This is a genomic window from Actinomycetota bacterium, assembly GCA_018333515.1.
Taxonomy (GTDB): Bacteria; Actinomycetota; Aquicultoria; order Aquicultorales; family Aquicultoraceae; genus Aquicultor.
Genome location: JAGXSZ010000024.1, coordinates 26,872 through 49,818, shown reverse-complemented (window position 1 = coordinate 49,818; position 22,947 = coordinate 26,872). Strand labels below are relative to the sequence as shown.

20 protein-coding genes are annotated in these 22,947 nt (G+C 55.2%); 3 read left to right on the top strand and 17 right to left on the bottom strand.

Annotation, left to right across the window (positions count from 1 at the left end; all coding sequences use genetic code 11):
* Nucleotides 1-507: 507 nt before the first annotated feature.
* From KGZ93_06400 to KGZ93_06390, 3 genes are all read right to left on the bottom strand, one after another.
* Complete coding sequence (locus KGZ93_06400) at nt 508-3,183, bottom strand: hypothetical protein (protein MBS3909241.1); 2,676 nt, start codon at nt 3,181-3,183, stop codon at nt 508-510.
* 84 nt (nt 3,184-3,267) lie between these two features.
* Nucleotides 3,268-4,059, bottom strand: a complete 792-nt coding sequence (locus tag KGZ93_06395) for a hypothetical protein (GenBank protein MBS3909240.1) — start codon at nt 4,057-4,059, stop codon at nt 3,268-3,270.
* A gap of 74 nt (nt 4,060-4,133) precedes the next feature.
* Nucleotides 4,134-4,571 (bottom strand): hypothetical protein, encoded by a 438-nt coding sequence (locus KGZ93_06390; GenBank protein ID MBS3909239.1) that lies wholly within the window; start codon nt 4,569-4,571, stop codon nt 4,134-4,136.
* Between the two features lie 593 nt (nt 4,572-5,164).
* On the opposite strand from KGZ93_06390, the gene KGZ93_06385 reads away from it, so the two are divergent.
* Nucleotides 5,165-5,242, top strand: coding sequence for an IPTL-CTERM sorting domain-containing protein (locus KGZ93_06385; protein MBS3909238.1), 78 nt, complete (start codon nt 5,165-5,167; stop codon nt 5,240-5,242).
* Nucleotides 5,243-6,065: 823 nt separating this feature from the next.
* On the opposite strand, the gene KGZ93_06380 is transcribed toward KGZ93_06385, so the two are convergent.
* From KGZ93_06380 to KGZ93_06340, 9 genes are all read right to left on the bottom strand, one after another.
* Nucleotides 6,066-6,698, bottom strand: coding sequence for a response regulator transcription factor (locus KGZ93_06380; protein MBS3909237.1), 633 nt, complete (start codon nt 6,696-6,698; stop codon nt 6,066-6,068).
* A gap of 101 nt (nt 6,699-6,799) precedes the next feature.
* Nucleotides 6,800-7,894 (bottom strand): sensor histidine kinase, encoded by a 1,095-nt coding sequence (locus KGZ93_06375; protein MBS3909236.1) that lies wholly within the window; start codon nt 7,892-7,894, stop codon nt 6,800-6,802.
* 464 nt (nt 7,895-8,358) lie between these two features.
* Complete coding sequence (tatA, locus tag KGZ93_06370) at nt 8,359-8,571, bottom strand: twin-arginine translocase TatA/TatE family subunit (protein MBS3909235.1); 213 nt, start codon at nt 8,569-8,571, stop codon at nt 8,359-8,361.
* Nucleotides 8,572-8,746: 175 nt separating this feature from the next.
* Nucleotides 8,747-9,430, bottom strand: a complete 684-nt coding sequence (locus KGZ93_06365; protein MBS3909234.1) for a redox-sensing transcriptional repressor Rex — start codon at nt 9,428-9,430, stop codon at nt 8,747-8,749.
* Nucleotides 9,431-9,704: 274 nt separating this feature from the next.
* Nucleotides 9,705-10,505, bottom strand: coding sequence for an S-methyl-5'-thioadenosine phosphorylase (locus tag KGZ93_06360; protein MBS3909233.1), 801 nt, complete (start codon nt 10,503-10,505; stop codon nt 9,705-9,707).
* Nucleotides 10,506-10,647: 142 nt separating this feature from the next.
* Entirely contained in the window at nt 10,648-11,670 is a 1,023-nt protein-coding gene (locus tag KGZ93_06355; protein ID MBS3909232.1) for a tRNA 4-thiouridine(8) synthase ThiI, read from the bottom strand.
* A gap of 53 nt (nt 11,671-11,723) precedes the next feature.
* A complete protein-coding gene (locus KGZ93_06350) occupies nt 11,724-12,515 on the bottom strand; it encodes a histidinol-phosphatase HisJ family protein (GenBank protein MBS3909231.1) in 792 nt (263 codons plus the stop codon).
* Nucleotides 12,508-12,990: a DUF523 domain-containing protein gene (locus tag KGZ93_06345; protein ID MBS3909230.1), complete on the bottom strand. Its 483-nt coding sequence runs from the start codon at nt 12,988-12,990 to the stop codon at nt 12,508-12,510. The genes KGZ93_06350 and KGZ93_06345 overlap by 8 nt, the downstream gene beginning before the upstream one ends.
* Complete coding sequence (locus KGZ93_06340) at nt 12,951-13,163, bottom strand: hypothetical protein (protein MBS3909229.1); 213 nt, start codon at nt 13,161-13,163, stop codon at nt 12,951-12,953. Before KGZ93_06340 ends, KGZ93_06345 begins: the two co-directional genes overlap by 40 nt.
* Before the next feature lie 67 nt (nt 13,164-13,230).
* On the opposite strand from KGZ93_06340, the gene KGZ93_06335 reads away from it, so the two are divergent.
* The gene (locus KGZ93_06335) at nt 13,231-14,778 is read left to right on the top strand and encodes a GGDEF domain-containing protein (protein ID MBS3909228.1); all 1,548 of its coding nucleotides are present in this window, start codon (nt 13,231-13,233) and stop codon (nt 14,776-14,778) included.
* Here the strand turns inward: KGZ93_06335 and KGZ93_06330 are convergent.
* From KGZ93_06330 to KGZ93_06310, 5 genes are all read right to left on the bottom strand, one after another.
* Nucleotides 14,775-16,562, bottom strand: a complete 1,788-nt coding sequence (locus KGZ93_06330) for a hypothetical protein (GenBank protein MBS3909227.1) — start codon at nt 16,560-16,562, stop codon at nt 14,775-14,777. The genes KGZ93_06335 and KGZ93_06330 overlap by 4 nt on opposite strands.
* A gap of 202 nt (nt 16,563-16,764) precedes the next feature.
* Complete coding sequence (locus KGZ93_06325) at nt 16,765-17,682, bottom strand: DUF4921 family protein (protein MBS3909226.1); 918 nt, start codon at nt 17,680-17,682, stop codon at nt 16,765-16,767.
* Nucleotides 17,679-19,478, bottom strand: a complete 1,800-nt coding sequence (locus KGZ93_06320) for a glycogen/starch synthase (protein MBS3909225.1) — start codon at nt 19,476-19,478, stop codon at nt 17,679-17,681. The genes KGZ93_06325 and KGZ93_06320 overlap by 4 nt, the downstream gene beginning before the upstream one ends.
* A 26-nt stretch (nt 19,479-19,504) precedes the next feature.
* On the bottom strand, nt 19,505-20,851 hold the full coding sequence (locus tag KGZ93_06315) for a glycoside hydrolase family 57 protein (GenBank protein ID MBS3909224.1): 1,347 nt from the start codon (nt 20,849-20,851) through the stop codon (nt 19,505-19,507).
* Nucleotides 20,844-22,124 (bottom strand): glycosyltransferase family 4 protein, encoded by a 1,281-nt coding sequence (locus tag KGZ93_06310; GenBank protein MBS3909223.1) that lies wholly within the window; start codon nt 22,122-22,124, stop codon nt 20,844-20,846. Before KGZ93_06310 ends, KGZ93_06315 begins: the two co-directional genes overlap by 8 nt.
* Nucleotides 22,125-22,449: 325 nt before the next feature.
* Between KGZ93_06310 and KGZ93_06305 the strand changes: the two genes are divergently transcribed.
* Nucleotides 22,450-22,866, top strand: coding sequence for an Rrf2 family transcriptional regulator (locus tag KGZ93_06305; GenBank protein ID MBS3909222.1), 417 nt, complete (start codon nt 22,450-22,452; stop codon nt 22,864-22,866).
* Nucleotides 22,867-22,947 lie beyond the last annotated feature (81 nt).

The window sequence follows — 22,947 nt, the reverse complement described above, 5'->3', positions numbered from 1 at the left end:
CTTGATAGCGGTATTCCAATTGCCCCAGCCGCCCTGGTAGATCGGGTTGGCAAAGGCGCTGCCGGCCATGCTAAGGACAAGAATCCCGACAAGCAGCAAAATAGCTAAAGCTTTCTTCATTAGATTCACCTCCTTTCACCACTGTTATCCCTTAATTTCTCGCTGACGCTCACAAATATTGCCGCTTATCGAGATTTTCTAACCTTTAAGACCGAATTTTTCTGTTAAGGCTGTCGTGCCGCACTTGTTTTTAATATTCACAGGTAAAGGGGGTTAAATATTGCCGAAGCGCCCCGCTGAGGCCGCTCCGGGCCGCCCTGACCAAACGGTCAGGATTGCCTGCTCGGAAGAGGCAAAATATTTTATCATAGCAATTTGACGGAGTTCGCGCGTCTCTACGCAAAACCGCAGCTTACGAGAGGTATTATCGCGAGGCTTCGAAAAAAATAAAAAGGGCCGATTTGGCCCTTTTTACTATGTCTCAACGGATTACACTAACCTCTAGTGCTACCTTCGCTTTGGCTTGAGTTTATAGGCAAGCCCTGATGAGCAAGCAAGGCCGCCGGCGAATATTACCAGTAACCACCAGGGAATAGTAACAGTATCCGCGACGGCCAGACCCATATCTCCAAGAAGCTTTGTGTCGATATAGTTCTTAACCGCCCGCGCATACGGTTTCAAATCCGAGGCCCATCCCCAATCGGCTCCGAGTATCGAGCGCGCGCCGCTATCCTTGTATGTGCCTAGCGCCCGACCGTCACTGCTTGACGTAGCGCTCGAAGCGGGCTCGCCTCCGTTTGCGCCGCCGCTAGAGCCGCTGACACCGCCGCTTGAAGATGGCCCATCATCACCGGAGGACGCCGCCGCGGAGCTGAGCGCCGGTTCACTCCCGCCGCCGCTCTGCGTGCCGCCCACCGGGCTACCCAAGCCCGCCGCCTGAGGCCGGCCGCCCTGTAGGCCCGTTCCGATGACAATCTTGTTTTGCGTGTTGTTTGGCGCCCCCTCGCCCGATACCGCGAGCGCGCTGCCGGTTATCGCAATGCCCCGGCCGATATTGTAGATATCGGCATCGCTTTCGTTTATCGAAAAACCGCCCGAGCCAAAGATATCCCTTGAAACCGCGTTTGATTTCATGGCGGAATCGGCTTTGCCGCCGAATGCCGTCGCGTCTCCGGATTTCGCATCGGCCCGCTCCCGGATAGCAGCGCCGATTGCGACCGCTATCGGCCCGCTATAATCGTTGCCTATATAGCACCGCTCGGCCAGGTAGCCGGTCAAAGAGACCTCCGCCTTGCTGATATTACTGTAAGCATCGGCTTTACCCGAGCCTGCAAGGCCCAAGCCGTCGTTTACGATGATGTTGTCCGAGGTGTTGAGCGCGGTCGCCGAACCATCGGGTTTAGTGAAGGTCACTTTGGCGACGGCAAACGCATCGGAGCTGCTATCTATAACGTTTGCCCCAAACGCGCCGTAGGATGTGGCGCTTCCGGAGGCGGCATTGGCCGACCCCGTCAACGTCGCCCAAATATCGTAGACGATTTCGATGACGACCGAGTCTTCGTTCCGAATCTCGCGCACTACCATTACGATGGTGTCGATCACCGGTGAGAGATTGACGACATTGTCGAGCATCGTGTTCGCGGCTTTGGCGTCGCCGCTTAAAGATAGCGCCGCGCCGTCGTTGTCGATTTGATTCGCTGTCGTATTGAGCGCTACCGCCTCACCGTTGGCCGAGCCGGAGCCGCCGCCAAAAGATGAGGGCACTGCGGAGTCACCGAGAGCCGTCGCGCTCGACGCATTGTTGATAGCATTATCAGCGGCAACGCCGAACGCACCGACATCACCCGTCCGGGCTTGCGCCTCTCCGGTTATCATAGCCCAGATATTATAGGTAATCTTGATAACGACATTCGAATCGATAATCGACTCGAGCAGATTTAGTGCGCTCGTTATAGCCGGCGCGATAAAGATATCGTTGTTCAACATCGAGTTCAAAGCCTCGGCCTGGCCCGATATTGCGGCTGCTTCACCCTTGTTGTCGATGCCGTTGCTCGTATCGTTAACCGCCATCGCGCTGCCGTCGGAGTAGCCGCCGGCACCCGCGACCGCGGGAGCATCGCCGACCGCTTTCGAACTGCTAAAATTATCTATCATATTGACGACATCCGCGCCGATGGCGTTCGCGTCGCCGCTCCGCGCCACGGCCTGGCCGGCAATCGTAGCCATAAAATTATAGAGCAACTCGATGGTCACGTTCGACCGGATGATATCGCCGCAGAATCGTATCAGCGTGTCGATGGCGGGTGCGACATAGATATCGTTTCCGAGCATTGTGTTGTCGGCGTTCGCTTTCCCGGATGCCGCCAGCGCTGAGCCGTCATTTCCGATGACATTATCCGACTCGTTGATGGCGAGGGCGCTGCCGTCGTACGAACCGCCGCCGTTTACGGAAGCGGCATCACCTTTGGCCACGGCTTTGTCGTCGCTGTTTATCGAGTTTGAGGCCTCGAGCCCGCCGGCTCCGCCGTTTCCGGTCGTCGCATCGGCCAGGCCCGTGATACCTGCCCAGTATTTATACAGTATCTTGACGACGACCGCCGAATCGACGATTTTGCCCAAAACATCGACGCCGACCGCCGTTTTCGGCGCGACTGTGGCCGTATTATCCTGTGAAGTGTTACTGGCTTGCGCCAAACCTGTAACGGCGGTCGCGGTTCCGGTATTGGCTATCGCTTTAACGACGCTATTGTCGGCCAATGCGCCTGTCGTGCTCGGCGAGACCTCCTGACCGGCATCGTTTAGGGCCACCGCTTTGGATGTGCCGGACGTGCTGTTGTCGACATTTGAGCCGGCCGCCGTGCCTGTCCCTGTTTTAGCGGATGCCTGGTTCTCGACGAGAATATCGACCTCGCTGCCGATATCGAGAAGAACCCCATCGGTTGTACATGGGGCGCTCGGCGCCGGGCGCATACCTATCAATGGCCCGGGCACATAAAGATACCCGCCGGTGCTCGAACCGGCCGGGGGATTGCTTATCGGCTCCGGCTCACCCACCGGCTGTGCGCTGTATACGACTCCACCGGTAGGCGTACTCTCCACGGCATTGGCCATGGCCGGCCCGCCCAGCGCGCCCGCAATGAGCGAGAGCGTCAAGAAACAGGCTAATAATTTTCTTTTAAACATCGGTCCACCCCCTTTCATCGAGGCATAAACTAGGATCGTGTAAATTGGGGCAGGGAGGGCTAAAGCCCTCCCTGCTCGGTTGCACTACTTGGCCAGAAAGCTCATGACCACATCGCATGTCTTGGTAGACATCGCGCCTCTGAAGATATCGATCGTAACGTTGTTGTTTGCCAGGTTTGTCGATATTGCCGGCCCGCTCGTCGCGTCCGCATCGCCTGAATTGGAGACAACCGTGCTGTCGTTGTTGTTGGCCGTGCCGCCGCCTGTGGCAAGCGACTTTGAGGAAGAATCGACCATCGTCATCGACGTGTTACCTATAGCTGTCGCGTCACCGGTCCTAGCGTCCGCCTTGTTCTTGTAGGTGACATCGATGCAGATGTCGCCTATTACCGCCGCCGGGCAGCACTCGCAACCACACTTGTCGCACCTGTGGTCGCGATTAGAGTCGACATGGGCCATGCCGTCGCCGCAGGTCGTCATCTCCATAACCTTAGAGCAATCGGAATGGGTCTCGGCCTGCTCGGTGATCGTCTCCGTCTCGGAGTTGTTCACCTGGTTTAAGGCATCCGCCGGTGCGGTCACGGCATCGGCCTTACCGGTATTGGTCACGCTTCTCTTGCTGTCGTTTAGAGCCGTCGACTTGTCGTCTAACGCTGTCGCACTGGAACAAGAGTCAACGCCGGTCGCGCTGCCATTCGCCATAGCCGTCGCATCACCGGTTCTCGTCTTCGCCTCGTTCTTAAAGAGAATGGACTTATAGATATCCCCGTTGACCATGGAGCCGCTCTTCCATCTCCAAGAACCTTCGGCGAACGCGGCGCCGCTTAAGCTCATGAGCACGGCCAAGGCAAGCAGCAAAACTAGTAATTTTTTCATAATATTTCACCTCCTTTCATCAAAGAATCAGCTCTGTATTTTAGCTTCACTCTCGAGTAAAACCGTTGTCTATGCTATGTTTTCTCGCCGACTACCACGTTTTGTATCGTGCCCACGATATCCCTCGCCGCTGAGCCCTTCATAATATGGGCGTCGATCAGCCCGTCCCCGCCCTGCGCCTCATCACCGAAGAAGCTCAATATGGAGAAGACCACTATCTTGGCGAGGGGGTCAATCTCTTTGATCTTAAACAACCGGGTGACGCGCGACTCGACATCGGAACTTAAATCCGCGAGCACCACATCGGGAGCGGCGTCCTTGTACATACCGACCGCCTCGTCCAGGTGCGACACCCTGCCTACTACCTGCATGCCGTTCGTAACGAGTAACTTACAGAGCAGGTTCTGGTAGACCGCGTCTTCATCGACGACGAGGGCGCGAACCGTATGGAGTTTTGCGTGACTTTCTTGTGTTAAACAGATGCTCATAGCCCCAAGTCCCATGTCTCGCATACTCTGCCTGCATAACCTGCTTAAATCATTTTGAAATCGCGCTGCTTGCTTGAAGAATCTCTGTTAATACAATCGTATCGCGCTTGCCCCGGAACTGCTTCCCTCTTTGGTCTAGTATCGAGCTGTCCTTATGGTTAGTATTATGTCTGTGTACTATTGATGGCTTGGCTATGTTGCCGTCGTCGCGGGCGCGATCAGCCCCCGTCAACCTTTTAACCGCCTCCCGACTCCCTGCCGCTACCCGTTCGATCTCTTAAGCGACCCCAGGAATAACCCGGCGCCCGTCAACATCAGCAATAGCCCCCCGAGGTACGAGTTGGATTGTGTGCCGGTGAACGGTAAGGCTTCTCTGGTCACCTTTGCTCTCGCCACCTTTGTCAGAACGGTTGTCTCAACCGGCTTAATCGTGGTAGTCGTCACGCCCGCGACGGTCGTAGCGGTAACACCGGGCGCCGTGGTCGTGGTCGTGATTACGCCGTTGCCAACCCCGGCAGTAGTCGTTGTCACGGCGCCATTTCCTACACCGCGGGTCGTGGTGGTCGTGCCCGGAGGCTGTGTCGTCTTCGTCGTTGATGTTGTGGTCGGGATTGTAGATGTTGTGGTCGGAATGGTCGATATGGTTGTTGTCGGCGCTGTTGTTGTGGTGGTCGGTGGTATCTCAAAGACGATAGTGATATAAGCTTTTCTTGTACCGGTTATGCGACCGTCGACAATGACATCGGCGGAGACCCAAATCGCTACGCCATCGTTTTTTATCTCCGACAGCGGGATGGCGTAGGTATGGCGATGACTGGATTTATAAGTAAGGTACTGAGTGTCCGCGGGTCTTCCGACTGACATCGCCCGTTGAATTCCACCCGGATTGCCTCTGAATGTCAGGAAAGTGCCCGTATTCTTATCGGCAATTGGATACCCGGCTTCAGTGACGATGTTTATTATAATATTCGTCCCATTCGTCTCAGCGCTCACGCTACCCACTGTGAGTGACTCGCCTTCCGCGTTTTCCAGCACAAGCGACTGTGAGCCACCGGCAAGCGCGCTTCCGAGCATGCCTAACAAAGCCACTGACGCTAAAACTAAATAGACCATAATCCCGAGCCCGAAGAATTTCCTAGTCGCTTTCATAATACGTTCCCCCTCTATCCATAAAAGCTTAATTAATCGTCAAATATGACCGGCGCATTCCGGGGTGCGCGTGATATTCCTGTGCGCCCTCGCTCACCCCTTGCTCACGATTCAACGCTTATATTCCAAAAAGTAGGCTTCCCAATACCTAACTTAGGGTCAGTCTTCAACTAACCTATCGACTAGTTCCAGCACATCAGGCGCTAAGAAACCTGGCCAAAAATATTTTTGGGATTTTATACTTTCGCATACGCTTGGCCGGGGGGTCGGTAAATGCACTTTAGGGATATAGGTGCTTGTTTTAGCAGTTAGACAGGGGTTTTACGCTAACAGGGCTGCGTTACGCATATACCGCAATACCCTGGCGTCTTAAGATGCGACAATCGAATGGAATGCGACTCGCGCCGCTTCGACCCGGTTTTTGACGCCGAGTTTGTGGAAGATGTTGCGGATGTGGAATTTTACCGTGCTCTCTGAGACGTAGAGTTTTTTGCTGATTTCAGCATTGGAAGCACCGTTGGAGAGAAGTTGCCAAACCTCTTTTTCACGCGGGGTCAAGCGCTCGCAAATCTGGCTCTTCTGTCTGGCCATCGGGATGACCTTACCGGTTAGCTGCGGAGATATCGGGTTAAGGCCATTGGCCGTCTGCCGCACGGCGTCGGCTAACTCATTTCCTCCGATATTTTTTAGCAGATACCCGTTGGCGCCGCTTTCCAGCGCCCGGACGACATAATGCTCATCGTCAAAACCCGAGAACATCAAGACTTTGGCGCTCTTACACCGGGTCTTTATCGCCTGCATCGTGGTAATACCATCGCTGTCGGGAAGCTTAACATCCATGATGATGATGTCGGGGTCGACATTGTCGGCTATCTCAGCCGCCCGCTTTCCTGTCGACGCCTCACCGACCACCTGCATATCATCGCACCTCTCCAGCGCTTTTCTGATGCCCGCCTGCATAAGGGGATGGTCCTCGACGATCATGACTTTGAGTTGACCCATACCGTGTTTTCCTCCCATATTAGTGGATACATACGATTTAGTTTCGGGTCGTCAAGCTTGAGACTACCGCCCATTGGTTGACCCGACAGCACTCTTTGTTTTCAAGTCAACGGTATTCTAAACACGACGCGCGTGCCCGCTCCGCGCCGGCTTTCGATATCGAACTCGCCGAGAAACTGTCCGACCCTATCGCGCATGCTGGTCAGACCATATCCGTAGAGCCCCCTCGCCCGGCTAGTCGGCCCCTTACCGTCAAAACCGATGCCGTTGTCCTCGACGCGGCAACTCACATGTGTCTTACTAAACCCCATCGTGATAGTGACACGCGATGCCCGCGCGTGTTTGGCAACGTTGTTCAAGGCCTCCTGGACGACCCTGAAGACGTTGACCTCCACGACCTCGGGGACCGCCCGCTCCGTACTTTCAACTACCACCGCGACATCGATGCCGGTTCTCGCGGAGAACTGCTTAGCATAGCCTTTAACGATAGCCATCAGACCTTTCTGCGACATGCATTGGGGCTTCAGAGAATAGATGGATGTGCGCAGTTCATGCAAGCACTGGTTGATAATAGACTTAAGCGATGCGAGTTCGGCGTGCGCTTCTTTCGATGAGAGCATCTCATCCAGCATATCCGCCTGGAGAAGAGCACTCGAAAGGGCTTGCGCCGGGCCGTCGTGAAGGTCGAACGCGAGCCTTTGGCGGTCTCTCTCGAGCGTCTCGGTCACATCGCCTAAGGCTTTTCTAATCAGGGCTTTTTCGCGCTCTAAGCGGTCGGCGACGTTGAAGAGCGCCGACAAAAAACTGACGGCTATCGAATCCTCGAGTACGTGGATGAGCAACTTTACCTGGTACTCCGCAAGCTCTTCCTCGCTCGTATCAAAATCCAGGCACTTGACCTGCGCTTGAAATGCTTTCGCAAGCTCTTCCTTAATGGCCTGGTACTCATGGCGGTCTAGCAGAAGTACCTGTGGCGCCACTACGTCGTCCGCCGGCGACATATCGCATTTGACTAGCTCGGCGGTTATCCCATCATCGAGCCGGCTAACCGCAAAGCGAATTCTTTGCTTGAAGAACTCGAACAAGTCGTCGCTGACAGCGCCGTTAAGCGATTTCGACCAAGCGTCCAGCGCGGGCTCGGCGACCTGCTTGAGCTTTAATGCTACTTCGCTGACTGATAGAGCTATCTTTCCCACCAGGATTTTCCGCCTTTCGCCATATTGTTTGATCACCGAGCAAGCGCAAAAACAACACACTCAAGCGCTTCCGATGCTTAGTCGCGCTGTTGCGACCTGCACCAACTACCAGGTGCTATCTCCCACTCACATCGTAAAGTCATGCGCGTCAAATCAAACCGCATCGAGAACTATGATCCCGGTTGGCGGAACTCACTTCGACTTGCGTCCCCTCTTTACCCAATCCGACCAAGCCTAAACAGAACTCATAACGCGAGGCCGATGCGAAAGAACATGTGGGAGCAGGGGTTTTGGTCTTGGGATCTCCGAGGGTTTGCCTAAGGCGTTGCTAAATAAATAGAAGAGGCGCAATCGCCTCTCTTGTATCCGATTAATAGCATGCTAAGCATACGAGCCTTCTCTATAATAGCTAGCGGACGTCACCGATAACCGCAACATCGTTGTCGGCAAAGCGCGAGCGCCCGCTATTTGATTACGGTCTCGTCTTTAGCCTCGTCTTTAGCTTCGTCTTTGGGCGCGTCTTTATTTTCGTCTTTAGCTTCGTCCTTGTTGTCGGTAGCTTTCTTCAGCTCTCTTATGCTCTGCCCGATTGCGCGGCCCATCTCCGGTAACTTTTTCGGCCCGAAGATTATCAAGACGATGATCAAAATAATGATCAATTCGCTGGGACCCGGCAAGAAATTTATTATCGCAGGCATGACCAGGCTCTGTGCTAATGGAAACATATAATCACAACTCCTCAGCTATTTGTTTCACGTCGATGGAGTTGAAAAAGCGGTTCGTGCTAAATCTTCGCCCCCGCTCCACCGAGATACCTGAATCATACACTTAAATGCGGCGGACAACAACATTTTATGTTTTCCTCCGCCGCTTTGGGCCCGTTACAGACGAGCGCTTTCTCCTGGTAAGACCCTTCTCGTTGGCCGACAAGTAGTAGAGAGTGTGCAGAAGCTGCTGCGCGGGGTCGGTGTTGTGCAACTGCACACCGGGCGGCACTCTGATAAGCGCCGGCGTGTAGTTTAAGATGACCGAGATATTGCCCTCGACAAGGAGGTCGGCGACGGGCTGCGCCGCGGCGGGCGGTACCGCGATGATGCCTATCGCGATGCCGGCGCTGCGAAGAATCCGCGACAGGTCTTTGATATTGAAAACCTCAAGATTCCGTATGTTGGTGCCGATTTTCTTGGGGTCGTTGTCGAAGATGGCCGCGACGTGAAAACCGTGCTGCAAAAGGCCCTCGTACGACGCGATAGCCGAGCCGAGGTTTCCGGCGCCGACCAGCGCTATCTTGTGAGGCTCATCCGAGCCGAGTATCCTCTTGATATTCTTTATCATGGTGTCGACATCGTAGCCGACACCTTTCTTCCCGAACGTACCGAAGTACGTGAAATCCCGGCGAATCTCGGCGGGGTTGACACCGCTCGATTCGCCCAACCTCTCCGAGGAGACCGTTTCTATTCCGTTCTGCTCAAACTTTATCAAGCAGTTCAAATAGGTTGAGAGTCGTTCGATTACGCCTTCAGGTATATCGCTCAATAACAACACCTCGCTCATCTATTGAGCATGCACGCATCCGCATGTCGGTTAGTGATGTTACAATCTTTTGTATAGTCAAAGTATATTGTAACCAATGATACAAGCTAATTCTAGCTAAAAACTCGACTTTCTCTGTCTTTCTCTGTCTTTTATCTTATCTTAGGCGCAAATCGAGCCCGTATGCTCAATATCGGTAACCGCGTCGATAAGACAGCCGACTCAAACATTTTGAAACCGTAACAGTAGTGTCGGACGCACACTCGACTAGGGCGCTTTAGAACCGCGCGCCATCCAAGGCGTTGAAGCATAGGCAATCACGCTCTTCGGGCAGCTTCGGGATGAGCGCGAACAAGAGGTCCCGCAGCTTGTCGTTGTTTTCGGTAAAAACTTTGACGACCTCTTCGTGTGAGACCGGCGGTACGTCCGCCATGCCCTCGAGGCCGACGTCATAGTCGGTGATGAGCGAGATGTTGAGATAGCACATCTCCAGCTCGCGCGCGAGATATGCCTCGGGGTACTGGGTCATATTAATTACTTCCCAACCGTTCGACGAGAACCACTTGCTCTCCGCGCGCGTACTGAAGCGCGGGCCCTGGATGACGACGACCGTGCCGCCGTTGACGACAGGTATTCCCCGCTCTCTAGCTATGCCGTACGCGGCATCGCGCATCGTCTCGCAATAAGGGTCGGCCGCGCTGACGTGCGTCGATATCGGGCCGTCATAGAAGGTGTCCCGGCGGGCGCTCGTCCTGTCGATGAACTGGTCGCAGATGACGAACATGCCCGGTCGTATCTCGGGCTGCAAGCTTCCGCTCGCGCACGGCCCGATGATGCGCTCGACGCCGAGCGACTTCATCGCGTAAAGATTCGCCCTATAATTTATCATATGCGGCGGCAACTGGTGGTTTCGTCCATGGCGCGCCATAAACGCCACGTTTTTTCCGCCGATATTGCCGATAGCGACCTTGTCGCTCGGCGCGCCGTACGGTGTCTCGATCGCCAGCTCCTCGACGTTTTCGAGAAACGCGTAAAACCCGGACCCGCCGAATACGCCTATGTCGGCTTTCTTCTCAATCATCGCATGCCTCCTCGGTCAGCTCTAGCTGTCTATCTTTTAAGCGAACTACACCTTAGTCTAGCGCAGTTTCAACCGCTTGTTAACACTTCGGTGCCGCTATAGCCACGGCGCCGATGCCGGCCGTCGAACGCCGCGACCCTTACGAATTCTTTCCCCTAGCGACCTTGGCCAATTCATCGCCTTGCGCCGGGGTCACCTCGACGGCGTTCGCCGGGTCGACGATGTGGATAAGGCGCTTCTCTCCCGAGCCATGTACCCAAGTGGCGACATCGACTTCGCCGGCCGCTTTCGCTTTGCCGTATTTTGCCGTGAGGGCGGCCGCTAGGTAAATAGTCTCCTCCCCCGCGTCACTCTTCGGAACAACGGCCAGGGGGCCGGGATAGCCTTCGGCCTCGAAGAATATATCCCCTTCGCCCGCGGTCTCCAACAAGACCTCGTTCTCCCGCTCATTGCGCGAGACAATGATTAAAACGCCTTCCGGTGAAAGAAAAATACGCCCGACCTTGATTAAGTTTATGTCTTTGACCGATGGCCGGCCCTCGATTCTAAAGAGGTTGCGCAAGCGCACGGAGAACATAGGGTCGGTCAAGATACATCCGCCCGCGGGTGACGGATATTCCTCGATGCCGTACCGCTCCGCCAGCGCCATCTGGGGCTTGCGCGACCGGCCGCTTATCGCCAGAAGGCGGTCCCGGTCGACGAGCCCTTCCCGCTCGGGGACGGTGGGCTTAAGGCGCTTGGCCGAGAGCGGCCTCAGCACGTAGCCGTCGAGGCCCGACTCGTGCTCGACTACGTCGAGCGCTTTTCTGTTTTGAGATTTCGGGCGCTCGCCAAGGACTTCTCCGGTGGCGATAAAGTCGGCGCCAATCTCGCGCATAAGCCGCGCCGCGCGCCTTATCATAAGCGCGTGGCAATCTATGCAGGGGTTCATGAACCGCCCATATCCATGCTTTGGCTCCTTGAGCACCGTGAGATGCTCGTCGGTAATGTCCACCACATGAAGCGGGACATTTAGCATCGCCGAGGCTTTTATAGCTTCTTTAGCCGTAAAAAAAGGGGTTATAAACGTAACGGCCTCGACTTCGACGCCCTGCTCCTGAAGGACCTTCGCGGCGAGGATACTGTCGAGACCGCCCGACATCAATACAAGTGCTTTAGCCATATGATAACCGGGCCTCCCACCGGATAAATTCCATCGATGACACCCCGACGGGACTACGGGATGTCGATATAGTCGCGCTCGCGTCCGTCGAACACGGTCAGTCGCCGGTACCCGGCCGCGACAGCGAGGCGCAACGCATGGTCGAAATCCATGCCTACCTGGTCGGGACGGTGCGCGTCCGAGCCTAGCGTTATCGGGACCCCGGCTTTCGAACAGAGCGCCAAGATAGCCTCACTAGGGTAGACCTCACCCGCGGGCTTTCGAAGGCCGGCCGTATTTATCTCGACACAGACGCCGGCCTCTTTTATCGCCGCGACCGTATCCTCTAATAAACTCGTTATATCCGTTTCAGGCCGGAAACCGTACTTCTTGACGAGGTCCAGGTGTCCGATGATATCGAACATCCCGGAGCCCGCGGCTTGCGCCACCAGCTTAAAATAATCTTCGTAGATGGTGTGAATATCTTTTTGGGCATAACCTTCGAGATAGCGGCCGTCATCGAATCCCCAGCCGTCGATGAAGTGAATAGACCCGATGACGTAGTCGAAATCGCACGACGCGAGCAAGGCCGCTGTTTCGCGCTCTAAGCCCGGCAGATAATCGGCCTCGATGCCGAGCTTTACAATGATGCCGTCGGCATCACCCGCCAGACTATGGACCTCTTGAACATAACCCGAGAACTCGTCCAAGGTCATTGTAAGCGAGGGGTCCTCCGTGGTGAGAAGCGGGAGATGGTCGGCGAAGCCGATTTCCCGCAGGCCGATTTTGCGCGCCTGTGCGACGTAGTCCGACATCTCACCGTCGGCGTGGCCGCAGCGGGCGGTGTGGACGTGGTAGTCAATCATCTTTAAACTCTTTCTCGGTAATTATCTCAAAGCCCGCCTCTCTAAGGAGCGCGGCGGCTACACCGTCGCCCTCTACCATATTACCGGAAAAAGTCCCATCATATATAGTCCCCGCGCCGCACGAGGGGCTGTCGCTCTTTAGAATCGCGGCGGACGCATGGGTTAGCCGGGCAAGAATCAGCATCTGCTTGGCCCCTCGGACAAACTCTTCGGTCACATCCTCGCCGTCCCCGGTAATGACTCGGGCGTTCCCTTTTAATACATCGTGGCCGTCACCTCCGACTATTTCGGCGGGGGTACGCGGTGTCTTAAGACCGCCGCCCTGCTCGGGGCAGAACGGTATCGCGGCCCCCCGCTCGACTGCGGCTTCGACGCTGCCGCAGGGCGCCGCCGCGGCGTCGTAACGGGTCGCGAGGCCCGCCAGGCATGAGCTGACTATATATCGCTTGCTTGCAGTGCCGGCCTTGTCATCCAATTGACTTCGTTCACACCCCCGATTGACGCCAATCTCGCGACGACCTCGCGGTGGTCGCCGGCTTCCGGGATTAGCGGGCCGATGTTGACGATATTCGCGCCCTCTTCAAGGATTTCGAGCCATGCAACATATTCTACTCCATAATAAAGCGGAGAAATCGCGCTATTTAGCATATTACTCTTAATACTATATCTGTATCTTACCGATGACATTAATACGAAGTTTCTCGAAGGACAACCAATGATAACTTTAAACAACAAAAACAATAACCGCCAACTATCGCTAAGGGGACGATTATCGATCCTCCTCATCGTTATGCTCCTGCCGTTCTTCTGCTTTTCGATTTATCAAGCTGTTATGATAAGCAATCGCCTTGAGAACGAAGCGCAGCAGGAAAGTTTAAGGGTCGCTAAAAACATCGCCATAAGCTTAGATGAGTATATAACCTCGACCGGTGAGGTCTTGATTCCAATCGCAAACAACGAGAGTGCGCGCAACCGGGACTACCCCAAGATAAAAGAACTTCTCGAAAGAATCCTCCTTAAATATCCATATTATAACTCTCTCTCCTTTGTCGACGCCAACGGAATCAGGCGAGTTATGGCGGAGCGCCGGGATATGAACGGGGGCGAACCCTTAGGACATGACGACAACTCCGTGCGCGGGCTGCCCTTTTTTAAACGCGGCATGGAGGCCTCGGGAATATCCGTCGGCGACTTCAGGTTCTGCGGAGTCACGAAAATGCCTATCGTCCACATAACCTACCCGGTATTCGACCCCTCGGAAGAACGGGTCGGTCTGGTAGCCGCCGCTTTTGACCTGACCAAACTCCAAGATAAGCTTATGGGCCCCGAAATCCCCGATTATATTACGATCTGCGTTATCGACAACAACGGGATTGTGGTCGCTAGAGATCGCGAGCCTAAGAAATTTATCGGCAAAGATATCTCGAAGGAGCGCGTCTTCAAAAACATGTTCGGACTAAAACAAGGAATAGACAAAGTTCGCTCACCCGACGGCGTAGAGCGCGCTTTCGGTTTTGAGCGGGCATCGAGGGTGCCGTGGTATGTCAGGGCGGGCGTCGATACCGAATACATCAAAGGCCAAGCCGGAACCGAGTTCATCCACCAATTCTTGGTGTTCGTGCCGTTTCTGCTTCTCTCTGTCTTGGGTTGGTTTTGGGTCGGAAAGAGTGTCGATAGAGTACACGCCACCACCGGTCAGCTAAGCCTAACCGACCCGCTAACGGGCTTGTGGAACCTGCGAAAGCTCCACCAAGACCTCGATTATGAGTTCAGCCGAGCAAAACGCTACAACAATAAACTCTCCTTCGCCATGATAGATATCGACTTCTTTAAAGACTACAACGACCAAAACGGGCACCAAGCCGGAGACGAAGCTTTGCGACTGGTCTCCGAATTGATTCGCAAATCGGTCAGGGACGCCGATATCGCCTACCGCTACGGCGGCGAAGAGATGTGCGTCCTTCTTTCGACGACGGATAAAGAAGGCGCCGCCTATTTGGCCGAGCGCATAAGGCGCGGCATAGAAGCCTTTAGTTTCGCCGGCGGGGAGAGTCAACCTAACGGAAAGCTTACGGTTTCGATTGGCGTGGCGACATACCCTGATGACTCGTCATTTAGAGATGGTCTTGTGAACAGCGCCGACGTGGCGCTTTATAGGGCGAAGAGCCTGGGCAGAAACAGGGTTGAAGTATGTGGTAAAACCATACCCGCGCACGGACCGCATGATTCTTTCGCTGTCAAGGTTCCCGGCATGCATCCTTAGAACACATGAAACGGGGCGGCTAGCCCCTTTTGGAGCCGGCCCTTCCGCCACTTCGAGGGCTGGGCGAAGAGTGAGCCGAGTGAGCGGCGCCGTATCGGCTCCCGGTTGGCGAGATAGACGTAGGCGGCCGCGGAAAACCCCTGCAGGCCGCATCCCCACGACTCGAGCGCGCGCGCCGAGCTTATCTCGCCGGGGTAGCCGGCATAATTATGCCAGAGAATCTCGGTGGTCGACGCATCGAGGATGGCATCGATATATTCGGCGTACTTGGCGGCGTTGATGTTGTGCAACACCAGCGCCGCGATGTTGTTGACAAAAAACCAGCTGTCACCGTTATGGTAGCTGGTATCGTGCTCGCCCGCCGACACGTCGCGGAAGCACTCGTGCTCTGGCTCGACCGAGGCGAGGCCGCCCCACTCGAGCCAGAGCGCCGGCAGCACCCTATCGAAACACGACTCCCACTCCGCTTTAGTTAAAAGCTCCGGGGCGAAGAGCGCCGCCAAGAAGACATTGGGCCTCATCGTCTCATCGTAAAGCCGGTCGTGCAAATACCCGTCGATAAAGTAGTGGGTATGGACATTCTTAAGAAGCGTCGCGCGTTTCTTCTCGTAATAGTCGCTTTCGGTGAGAAGCTCTCCGAGTTGGAGGATTTTACTGTAGAGCGCCTGTGTCTCGACCGGATAACCGGTCCGCCCAAGGCTGTCCATCCAGCTCTCCCGCTCATGTGACGGGATAAAACCATACTCGTTCTCGGTCTCTTCGAGTTCGTCGATTGCGCGCATCAGTTTAAAGGCAAGGGCTTGTTTATCCTCATCATCGAGCTTAATCCCGCCGAAGAGAATGGCCCAGGACAAGAGGCCCAACCCGTCCGAGCAGCAGTTGTGACCGCCGAAAATGACCGGCAGGCGCCCGCCGCCCCAGTCGCCGCGGATATACTTCGCGATAACCGCGCTCGCTCGCTCCTTCGAAAGGGCGGGTAGCGATATAAGTTCATCTCTCACCCACGCCTTGGTAAACCAGGGCATGCCGGCGAGCATCCGGTTCTCTATAAAGAGCGCGTCGAGCGCGTCCTGCGCCCCGCAACGCGCGATCTCTTTCTCGGCGTGGCCGACATCCTTGCCCGCCCGCTCGATCTTTGCCCGCTCCCGCTTCAGAAGGTCAAAACGTGTGAAGCCCGAATATTTTTCGGCCCGCGCAACCGCTTGCGCCTCGTTTGCGGCGAACGCAAAGACGAGGCGCTTCGCGCTGAATTCTCCGAGTTCATACTCGTAAAGGAGCGCGGGCTCGGAGTTTCGCTGCCTGTCACGGCCGTATTCGAGAGGAACCCATGAGCCGAGCGAACGGAAGACGCCGTCGTGAAGAATTGCGAGATACACCGGCTCGGTAACACGGTCATCGCTGTAGCGGACGACGACGACGTCGCCCCGCTCACCGATGACATAGTCCCTGCCCCATTGCGGGATATGGAACTGGTCGCGCATGTCGAGGCGGACCAGGAGGGTATCTTTGCCGGATGCTTCGTAGACGAGGACGGGCTCGTCGGGAACGACCGAGTAGAGTTCGGCTTTAGCGCCATAACGGCGCGCCGCCGCATTCTCGTCGTGGTAGAATTCGAGACGGTCGGCGACTCCGCGCTTTACGATGCGCGATAGGGTTTTTATGAAAGTATCTCCGTGTGCTATAAAGAATCCTTCGTAGCGCGTCCGCGGCGTCTCATAGAATGTCGCAAAATCTTTCCGGTCGTTTACCAGAATAAAAGCGACCGGCTCTTCGACCCGTTTCACAACCGCGTTATCTCCGCAAAAATGCGCAACGTCCACGTCGTATCCTTTAAATAAAAGCGGCGCAGCGCTTCTTAAAGCCCCGCGCCCGTTATTCTCGTATCGTTTCCGGCTCTCGTAGCTCAGGGCTTTAGCCCTGACGGTCAGCCCTTAAGGGCTGAGCTACGTTATCAGAAGTACCGCCGCATTTCGCGACCATGCACAACTACCCTTTGAGGAAAGCGGCGGTCTCTTCCGGCGGCGTCGTGATTACCGCGTAATCGGTGCCGATCTCGAAGCCGGCCTTGACCTGGTGCGGTATCCTCGGGACTATCTCGATGTGGAAATGAAAGTCGGTCCCGCGTGGCCCGTAATAGACCATCATATTGTAATTCGGGCTGACCTTCTCGACCGCGTTGAGCGATTTCAGCATTATCGACGCCAAATCGGCCATCGCTTCTTCGGATAGTTCGTCGAGGGTGCGCGGATGGTCTTTTGCGACAACCCACAGCTCATGCGTGAATTGCGGAGCGAACGGGCAGAACGCCGTAAAATGCGCGTTCTCGAAGACCAGGCGCGGTGAGTGTGCCTCGGACCCGGCTATTTTGCAATAGACACAGTTGCCCTTGTGGCTGTGGTCCGCTTTCTCGCGAATACGCGCGGGCACCTGCGATACCGCAAGCACCTGCGTGTGCGAGTGGTCGAGCGATGCGCCGGCCTCGCGTCCCTGGTTTTTGAAGACCGAGACGTAACCGACGTCGGCGTCCGTCTCGAGCGCCTTGATGCGGTCGCGATAAGCGTTGAGGGTCAACACCATCTCACCCTGGGTCACCTGCGAGAGCCGTTGGTGGTGGTCGGGCGTCTCTACGATGACCTCATGGTGTCCCTGTGAAGAGGCCGTCTTCCAGCCGTTCTCGCTGATATCCTCGCCGCCGGTTATGGGAAACTTGTTCGGGAAGACCCTCACCTGCCACGAGCCGTTCTTTGCGACGCGGTCGATCTCCGGCGGGGTCGTATGTTCGTTCCCCGGGCAGAAGAAACAGCCCGTGCTATCGCTTGCGCACACCGAATCCGGATCGAAGGGCCGGAGCGCGCGTCCGGGGGCTATGAATGTCCATAAGTCCCTAAAATAATCTTTTCTCATGCCGCTCCACACACCTTGCTTTTCTTCAGCGCCATCTCATGCGCCTCGAAGTAATGCCTGACGAGCAGCTTCCAGTCGTAGTTCTTCGCCTGAGCGTTCGCGTTTAGACGCAGCTCCATCCGCTCGTCGCTATCGAGTGTAGTGTACTCATAAAGAATAGACAATAGTTCTTTCTTTTCGCTATCGTAATCGAAGGTGCTCCGGTCTATGACGTAGGTGCCGGGAAGCTTCTTCTTAAGGCCAAGCTCCTTAAGCGCCAGGCCGTAGCCGGAGAGGTCGGTTGTGACCGAGGCGACACCGAGAGCGCCCGCCTCGAGCGGCGTGTATCCCCACGGCTCGTAGAACGATGGAAAGACGCCGAAGTGCGAACCGGCCATGACGTTATAGAATTGCAGGTTTAGGAGGCCGTCGCCGCCGGAGAGGTATGTCGGGTAAAAGACGACTTTAACCCGGTCATCCTCGTTGTTTAGAAGCCCCTTCTGCCTGAACATGCTGAGTATTTCGTCGTACTCCTCATTATGGACGTTGTGGGTGACGAGCGGCGGGTTGCCCGGCCTCCTGAACCGGCGCTGTATGCCAACGGTCTTGTCGAGAAAGTCTTCGCCGAGTACCCATTCGCAGCTGAACGAGTGCTCGCCGGCGTAGGCGCGCGTTACGCGGTCGGAAATGCGTTCCATGTTATGGTTGACGACCTGGCACAGATGCTGATAGACCGACTTGTTCTCGATGATTTCGCTCTTGACGCCGGATGTGCCGGTCGGTATGTAGAAAAACGCGACTATCGTCTTGTCGCTCTGCTTCGCTTTGAGCTTTTGATCTAGCTCGGCCAGGGAGTCGATGAAAAGGTCGATGCCCTTGCAACGGGTCTCGTACCTGCCAAGGATGAAGTAGTAGAGCGTGTTCTCAAGGTCGAAAGTATGGTGCGGGAAGAAATGGTATTGCACGAACTTGCGGAGGTATTTGCGGTATTCGCGGTGGATGAACGTTATTTCCTGCACACCTGGAAACGCCGCCATATCCAAGCCGTTCGGCAACAACACGTCGGGCTTGCGTCCGTAGAACGCCTCGGCCTCGCGGCCCGTTATGCCGGAGACCGTCGTAAGCACGTCCGCATGGAGCGCGGTCGCCTTTTCCAGGCTGTGCTTGCTGGTAATCCCTATCTCTCGCGCCTTTTCGTCGGCGTCGAAGGTACCGAGTTCGGCATAGAAGTTGATGCCGGACGACGCTAAGCAGCGCCCCAGAAACGTCGCGTGCGTGGTGAATATCGTCGAGAAATCGAGGTCGGATTTTTTCAAATAGAGTAATACGCCGCCGGTCAGCCACTCATGGGCGTGGACGATAACTTCCTCTTTTTTGAGGCCGTTTCGCTTGATGGACTCGATGACCCGACCGACCGCCCAGGAAAACGCCAGCGGCTCGTCGTAGTCGTAGCCGGAGAACATCGAGTCGACTCCGTACCACTCCCAAAGCTTGCCTTTGAAATAGCCGATATTGTCGAACTCGTTCTTAAACTCGACCAACAATACCTGTGGTTCCGAATCGAGCAGCCAGGTTCCGTAGTGGAATACGACTCCCTCGGGCGCGAGATCTTTCCGCGCCTTCGCCAGAAACGCCGGCATCGGTTTTTCGATGAACTGGCTCTCCGATTTGCCCGGAAGATAGGGGCCGACGAGAAAATACCTATCGCCATACGCCTCTTTGACCAGACCGGACTTGGACTCGATGACGGTGTAGATGCCGCCGACCTTATTAGCTACTTCCCATGAAACTTCGAATAAATGCGTTGACTCGCTCATATATAAGCCTCCAAATATACCGATTATTACTGCGTTTTACCGTTTATATCGGGCAACTTTGGCCCGACTAAAGGTAAATCTATAGCGGGAATCGGCATCTCGATGCCGGGCATTGGAAGCTTAAGGTTGTCGATTTGGGCTTGGAAATCGATTTTAGGCATCTCGGACGCCTGTAGGGCGCATATCTCGGCCATCCTATCATCGACCCTGCTCACGAAATCGACAAGAACATTGGTAAAGTAGATGTAGGCGTCGTGCGGCCGCTCGTAGGCGTTGAAGTATTTATGGACATCGCCGTCGCTAAACCATTTGGTGCACATGTAATAGAAATGGTCGGAGGTCTGCAATTGGCGCCAGGTTTTCAGGAGGTCGAGGTCTTTGGTCTCTTTTATCTTCTCCTCCAGGTCGTAGAGCGCGCGGAGCGCGCCTTTTTGCATGTCGTTTCCGAGCCATGCCGAGATATCGCGCTCGGTATCGGCCCAGGAAACCGGGTGCGGCATCGAGAGCGTGCCGACCGGCTCGTACCGGTCGGCCTCCTCGGAGACGGTCACAAAATCCGTATCGGGGTGTTTTAGAATAGCCTCCGGAAGGTGTCGCATAAAGTTGAATATCCCCGTATCCTCCCACTGATGCTCCCCGAAGGTCTCATAATCCATAAAGAGGTTTATGGCCTGCCCGCTCCCGTTGATGCTGTGTACCCAGTTCGCGAATTTTTCGGCGGTCAGGGGCCATCCCTTCCAGTCTTTATTTGAAAACCTGAACGCGATGTCATCGGAGAGGCGATAATTCTTGAGCAGCAGCTTGACCGGAAAACCCTGGGTCTCGTAGACGAAATTCGGGCTGCGCCAACCCAGAACGGCATCCCACCCTTCCGCCAGAACCGCCTTGAAATGGAATTTGCGGATAAGGTGCGTCAAGTAATCGAAGTAGACCAGCTCGGTATTGCGAAAGACCTGCGGCACCTGCCCGAAGAGCCTCACTATGAGAAGCATATGGTCGAGCACCTGCTCGAAGAACTCCTCCTCGGAGCAGAGCGAGGCGAGCGAATGGTAGTAGGTCTCGCTCAAAAACTCGACGCGGCCGGTCTGAGCGAGGCGCTGGAAGCTCTCTATTATTTTGGGCTCGTACTCCATCGCCTGGTCTAAGAAGACACCGGAGATGGAGTAGCTTATTTTAAATCGGCCCTCCGAGCGCTCGATTAACTCGAGCATGAGGTTGTTCGCCGGGTAGTAGCATTTGTTCGCGACTTTCCGCAATATCTCGCAGTTCTTCTTGTCGTCGAAATAGTCCGCTTCGCCGCCGATGTCGAAGAGATTATATTTCTTTACGCGAAGCGGCTGGTGGACATGGAAATAACAGCACACACTAGGCATAACCGACCTCCTTAATCGCATCCCCATAGACCGTACAGAGCTTCTCGGCCGCGACATCCCAGGTCAGTTTTTCGATTTCGTCTTGTGCTTTTAGTACCATGTTGCGCGCGTGGCCCTCATGTTTTAAGAGTACCGCTATCGCCTCGGCCATCTTGTCGATGTCCCAGAAATCGACCGCTATGCAGTGTCTGACAACCTCGACGAAACCGGAGTTCCTCGATACGACGACCGGGGTACCGTTCTGGATAGCTTCGAGAGGCACGATTCCGAAAGGTTCGGAGACCGAAGGCATGACGAAGACATCGGCCATCTGATAAGCGGCGTCCATCATGTCGTCCCCTATCCACGAGCTGAAGAGGAGTTTTCCGGTGAGGTTCTCGCGCGCGGCCAGCTCTATCATCGAAGCCTGCATGTCACCGGAGCCGACCATGAGAAACTTCACATTATCATATTGGTCGGTGACTTTTTTCGCCAGGCGCACATAGTAATCGGGCCCTTTCTGATAAGTGACCCTGCCGATAAAGAGAACGACCTTATGGCGCCGCTTGAGGGGGTGGCGCGGGTACTTCTCGATGGTGCGCGGCTCGATGCCGTTGTGGACGACGCTTATCTTATCGGGGTCTATCCCGTAGTATTTCGCGACAATGGATTTTGTATAGTTGCTGACCGTCACGATGCGGTCGGCCGCTTCCATCCCTTCTTTCTCGATGCGGTAGATATGCGAGCCGTCATGGCGGTCGATTTCGGTCGCGTGAACATGCGCGATAAACGGGGTCTTCCGGCCGGCTTTCGCCGCGACTTTCCTGGCGAGGATAGCGGCGGGATAAGTCATCCAGTCGTGGCCGTGGACAGCGTGAAAACTCCGGCGGCGCGCGATTTCCATCACGCCTTTCGCGTAGAGGTCGACATGGGAGAACTCGGCGATTTTGCCGCCCTTAAAGCAGAGTTTGCAGAGGACTTCGCCGCTGTGCACAGGCGCGAAATAGCCGCGCATCAGCGCGCACTGGTGGCGAATGACGAACTCGAGGCACTCTTGCTCTTCTTTTGCGCCGCCGTTGAACCCGCCGGCGAGGTAGCCGGAAGCGTCGTGAACGTCCATCCAGGAATAGGTCGCGCTTTTGAATACTTTTGGCAGCACGAAAGAGACCGCGACATCACGCTTCGAGAGGCCTTTGGTCATTCCTTCACAGGCACGTCCAAGACCACCCGAATGATGAGGCGGCAACTCCCACCCGAGCATTAGAATGTTGGTTGATTTCCCCATGGCTGACATTTTTACTTCTGTTCTTATCGCAAATAAACTACCTATTCAACTAGGACTAAATAAAGAAAGTTCGCCGAACGATCTACAAATCCTGCACGACAATTCGAAATTGTTCGAAAATTTTCGGCTAGGGACCTTTATGTCAAATAAGCTTAAGATGACTCGATCTTGGTTGACTTTACAAGCCAACAGGGCTTAGACTTAAGTAAGAAATCCCGTATATCAAGTAGGATTTATTGTAACACATGTATCAATCAACGAAAGTCTCGTCAAGAAATCACGGTTGAAAAACCCTAATTTTTTGGACTATCGACCTTTCGTGAAGGGAGCGCGTATGAAACTTTCCACACGAAGCCGCTACGGCGCCAGGGCGATGCTCGATTTGGCACTCAACGCCGAGAACGGCCCGGTCCGCTTAAAAGACTTAGCGCGGCGCCAGGGAGTTTCGGTAAAATATTTGGAACAGATTATCCCGGCACTCAAAAACGGGGGCTTTGTCCGGAGTATCCGCGGAATTAACGGTGGCTATATGCTGGCAAAAGATGCGTCGAAGATAACTCTGCTCGAAATAATACTGGCATTGGAGGGCCCGCTCGCGCCGGTCGATTGTGTCGACGCGCCGAAGCTCTGCCCGCGCTCGAAAGCGTGCGCGACGCACGAGGTCTGGCGGGATGTCCGAAGCGCTATCGATGGAGTCTTGGGGGCGAAGACGCTGGCGGAGCTGGCCGGGCGCCACAAGCAGCTCAATTAGGGGACGTTGTTTCCAGTGCGTCCTAACTTCGCCCGACGACGGCCGCGCGAACTTAAGCGAGATCTCCCCTACCGTTCTCCC

Coding starts and splice junctions, on each gene's coding strand:
- KGZ93_06400 (MBS3909241.1), bottom strand. CDS start 3,183: ATGTTTAAAAGAAAATTATTAGCCTGTTTCTTGACGCTCTCGCTCATT.
- KGZ93_06395 (MBS3909240.1), bottom strand. CDS start 4,059: ATGAAAAAATTACTAGTTTTGCTGCTTGCCTTGGCCGTGCTCATGAGC.
- KGZ93_06390 (MBS3909239.1), bottom strand. CDS start 4,571: ATGCGAGACATGGGACTTGGGGCTATGAGCATCTGTTTAACACAAGAA.
- KGZ93_06385 (MBS3909238.1), top strand. CDS start 5,165: ATGTTGTGGTCGGAATGGTCGATATGGTTGTTGTCGGCGCTGTTGTTG.
- KGZ93_06380 (MBS3909237.1), bottom strand. CDS start 6,698: ATGGGTCAACTCAAAGTCATGATCGTCGAGGACCATCCCCTTATGCAG.
- KGZ93_06355 (MBS3909232.1), bottom strand. CDS start 11,670: ATGGCTAAAGCACTTGTATTGATGTCGGGCGGTCTCGACAGTATCCTC.
- KGZ93_06350 (MBS3909231.1), bottom strand. CDS start 12,515: ATGATTGACTACCACGTCCACACCGCCCGCTGCGGCCACGCCGACGGT.
- KGZ93_06340 (MBS3909229.1), bottom strand. CDS start 13,163: ATGCTAAATAGCGCGATTTCTCCGCTTTATTATGGAGTAGAATATGTT.
- KGZ93_06335 (MBS3909228.1), top strand. CDS start 13,231: ATGATAACTTTAAACAACAAAAACAATAACCGCCAACTATCGCTAAGG.
- KGZ93_06325 (MBS3909226.1), bottom strand. CDS start 17,682: ATGAGAAAAGATTATTTTAGGGACTTATGGACATTCATAGCCCCCGGA.
- KGZ93_06320 (MBS3909225.1), bottom strand. CDS start 19,478: ATGAGCGAGTCAACGCATTTATTCGAAGTTTCATGGGAAGTAGCTAAT.
- KGZ93_06315 (MBS3909224.1), bottom strand. CDS start 20,851: ATGCCTAGTGTGTGCTGTTATTTCCATGTCCACCAGCCGCTTCGCGTA.
- KGZ93_06310 (MBS3909223.1), bottom strand. CDS start 22,124: ATGTCAGCCATGGGGAAATCAACCAACATTCTAATGCTCGGGTGGGAG.
- KGZ93_06305 (MBS3909222.1), top strand. CDS start 22,450: ATGAAACTTTCCACACGAAGCCGCTACGGCGCCAGGGCGATGCTCGAT.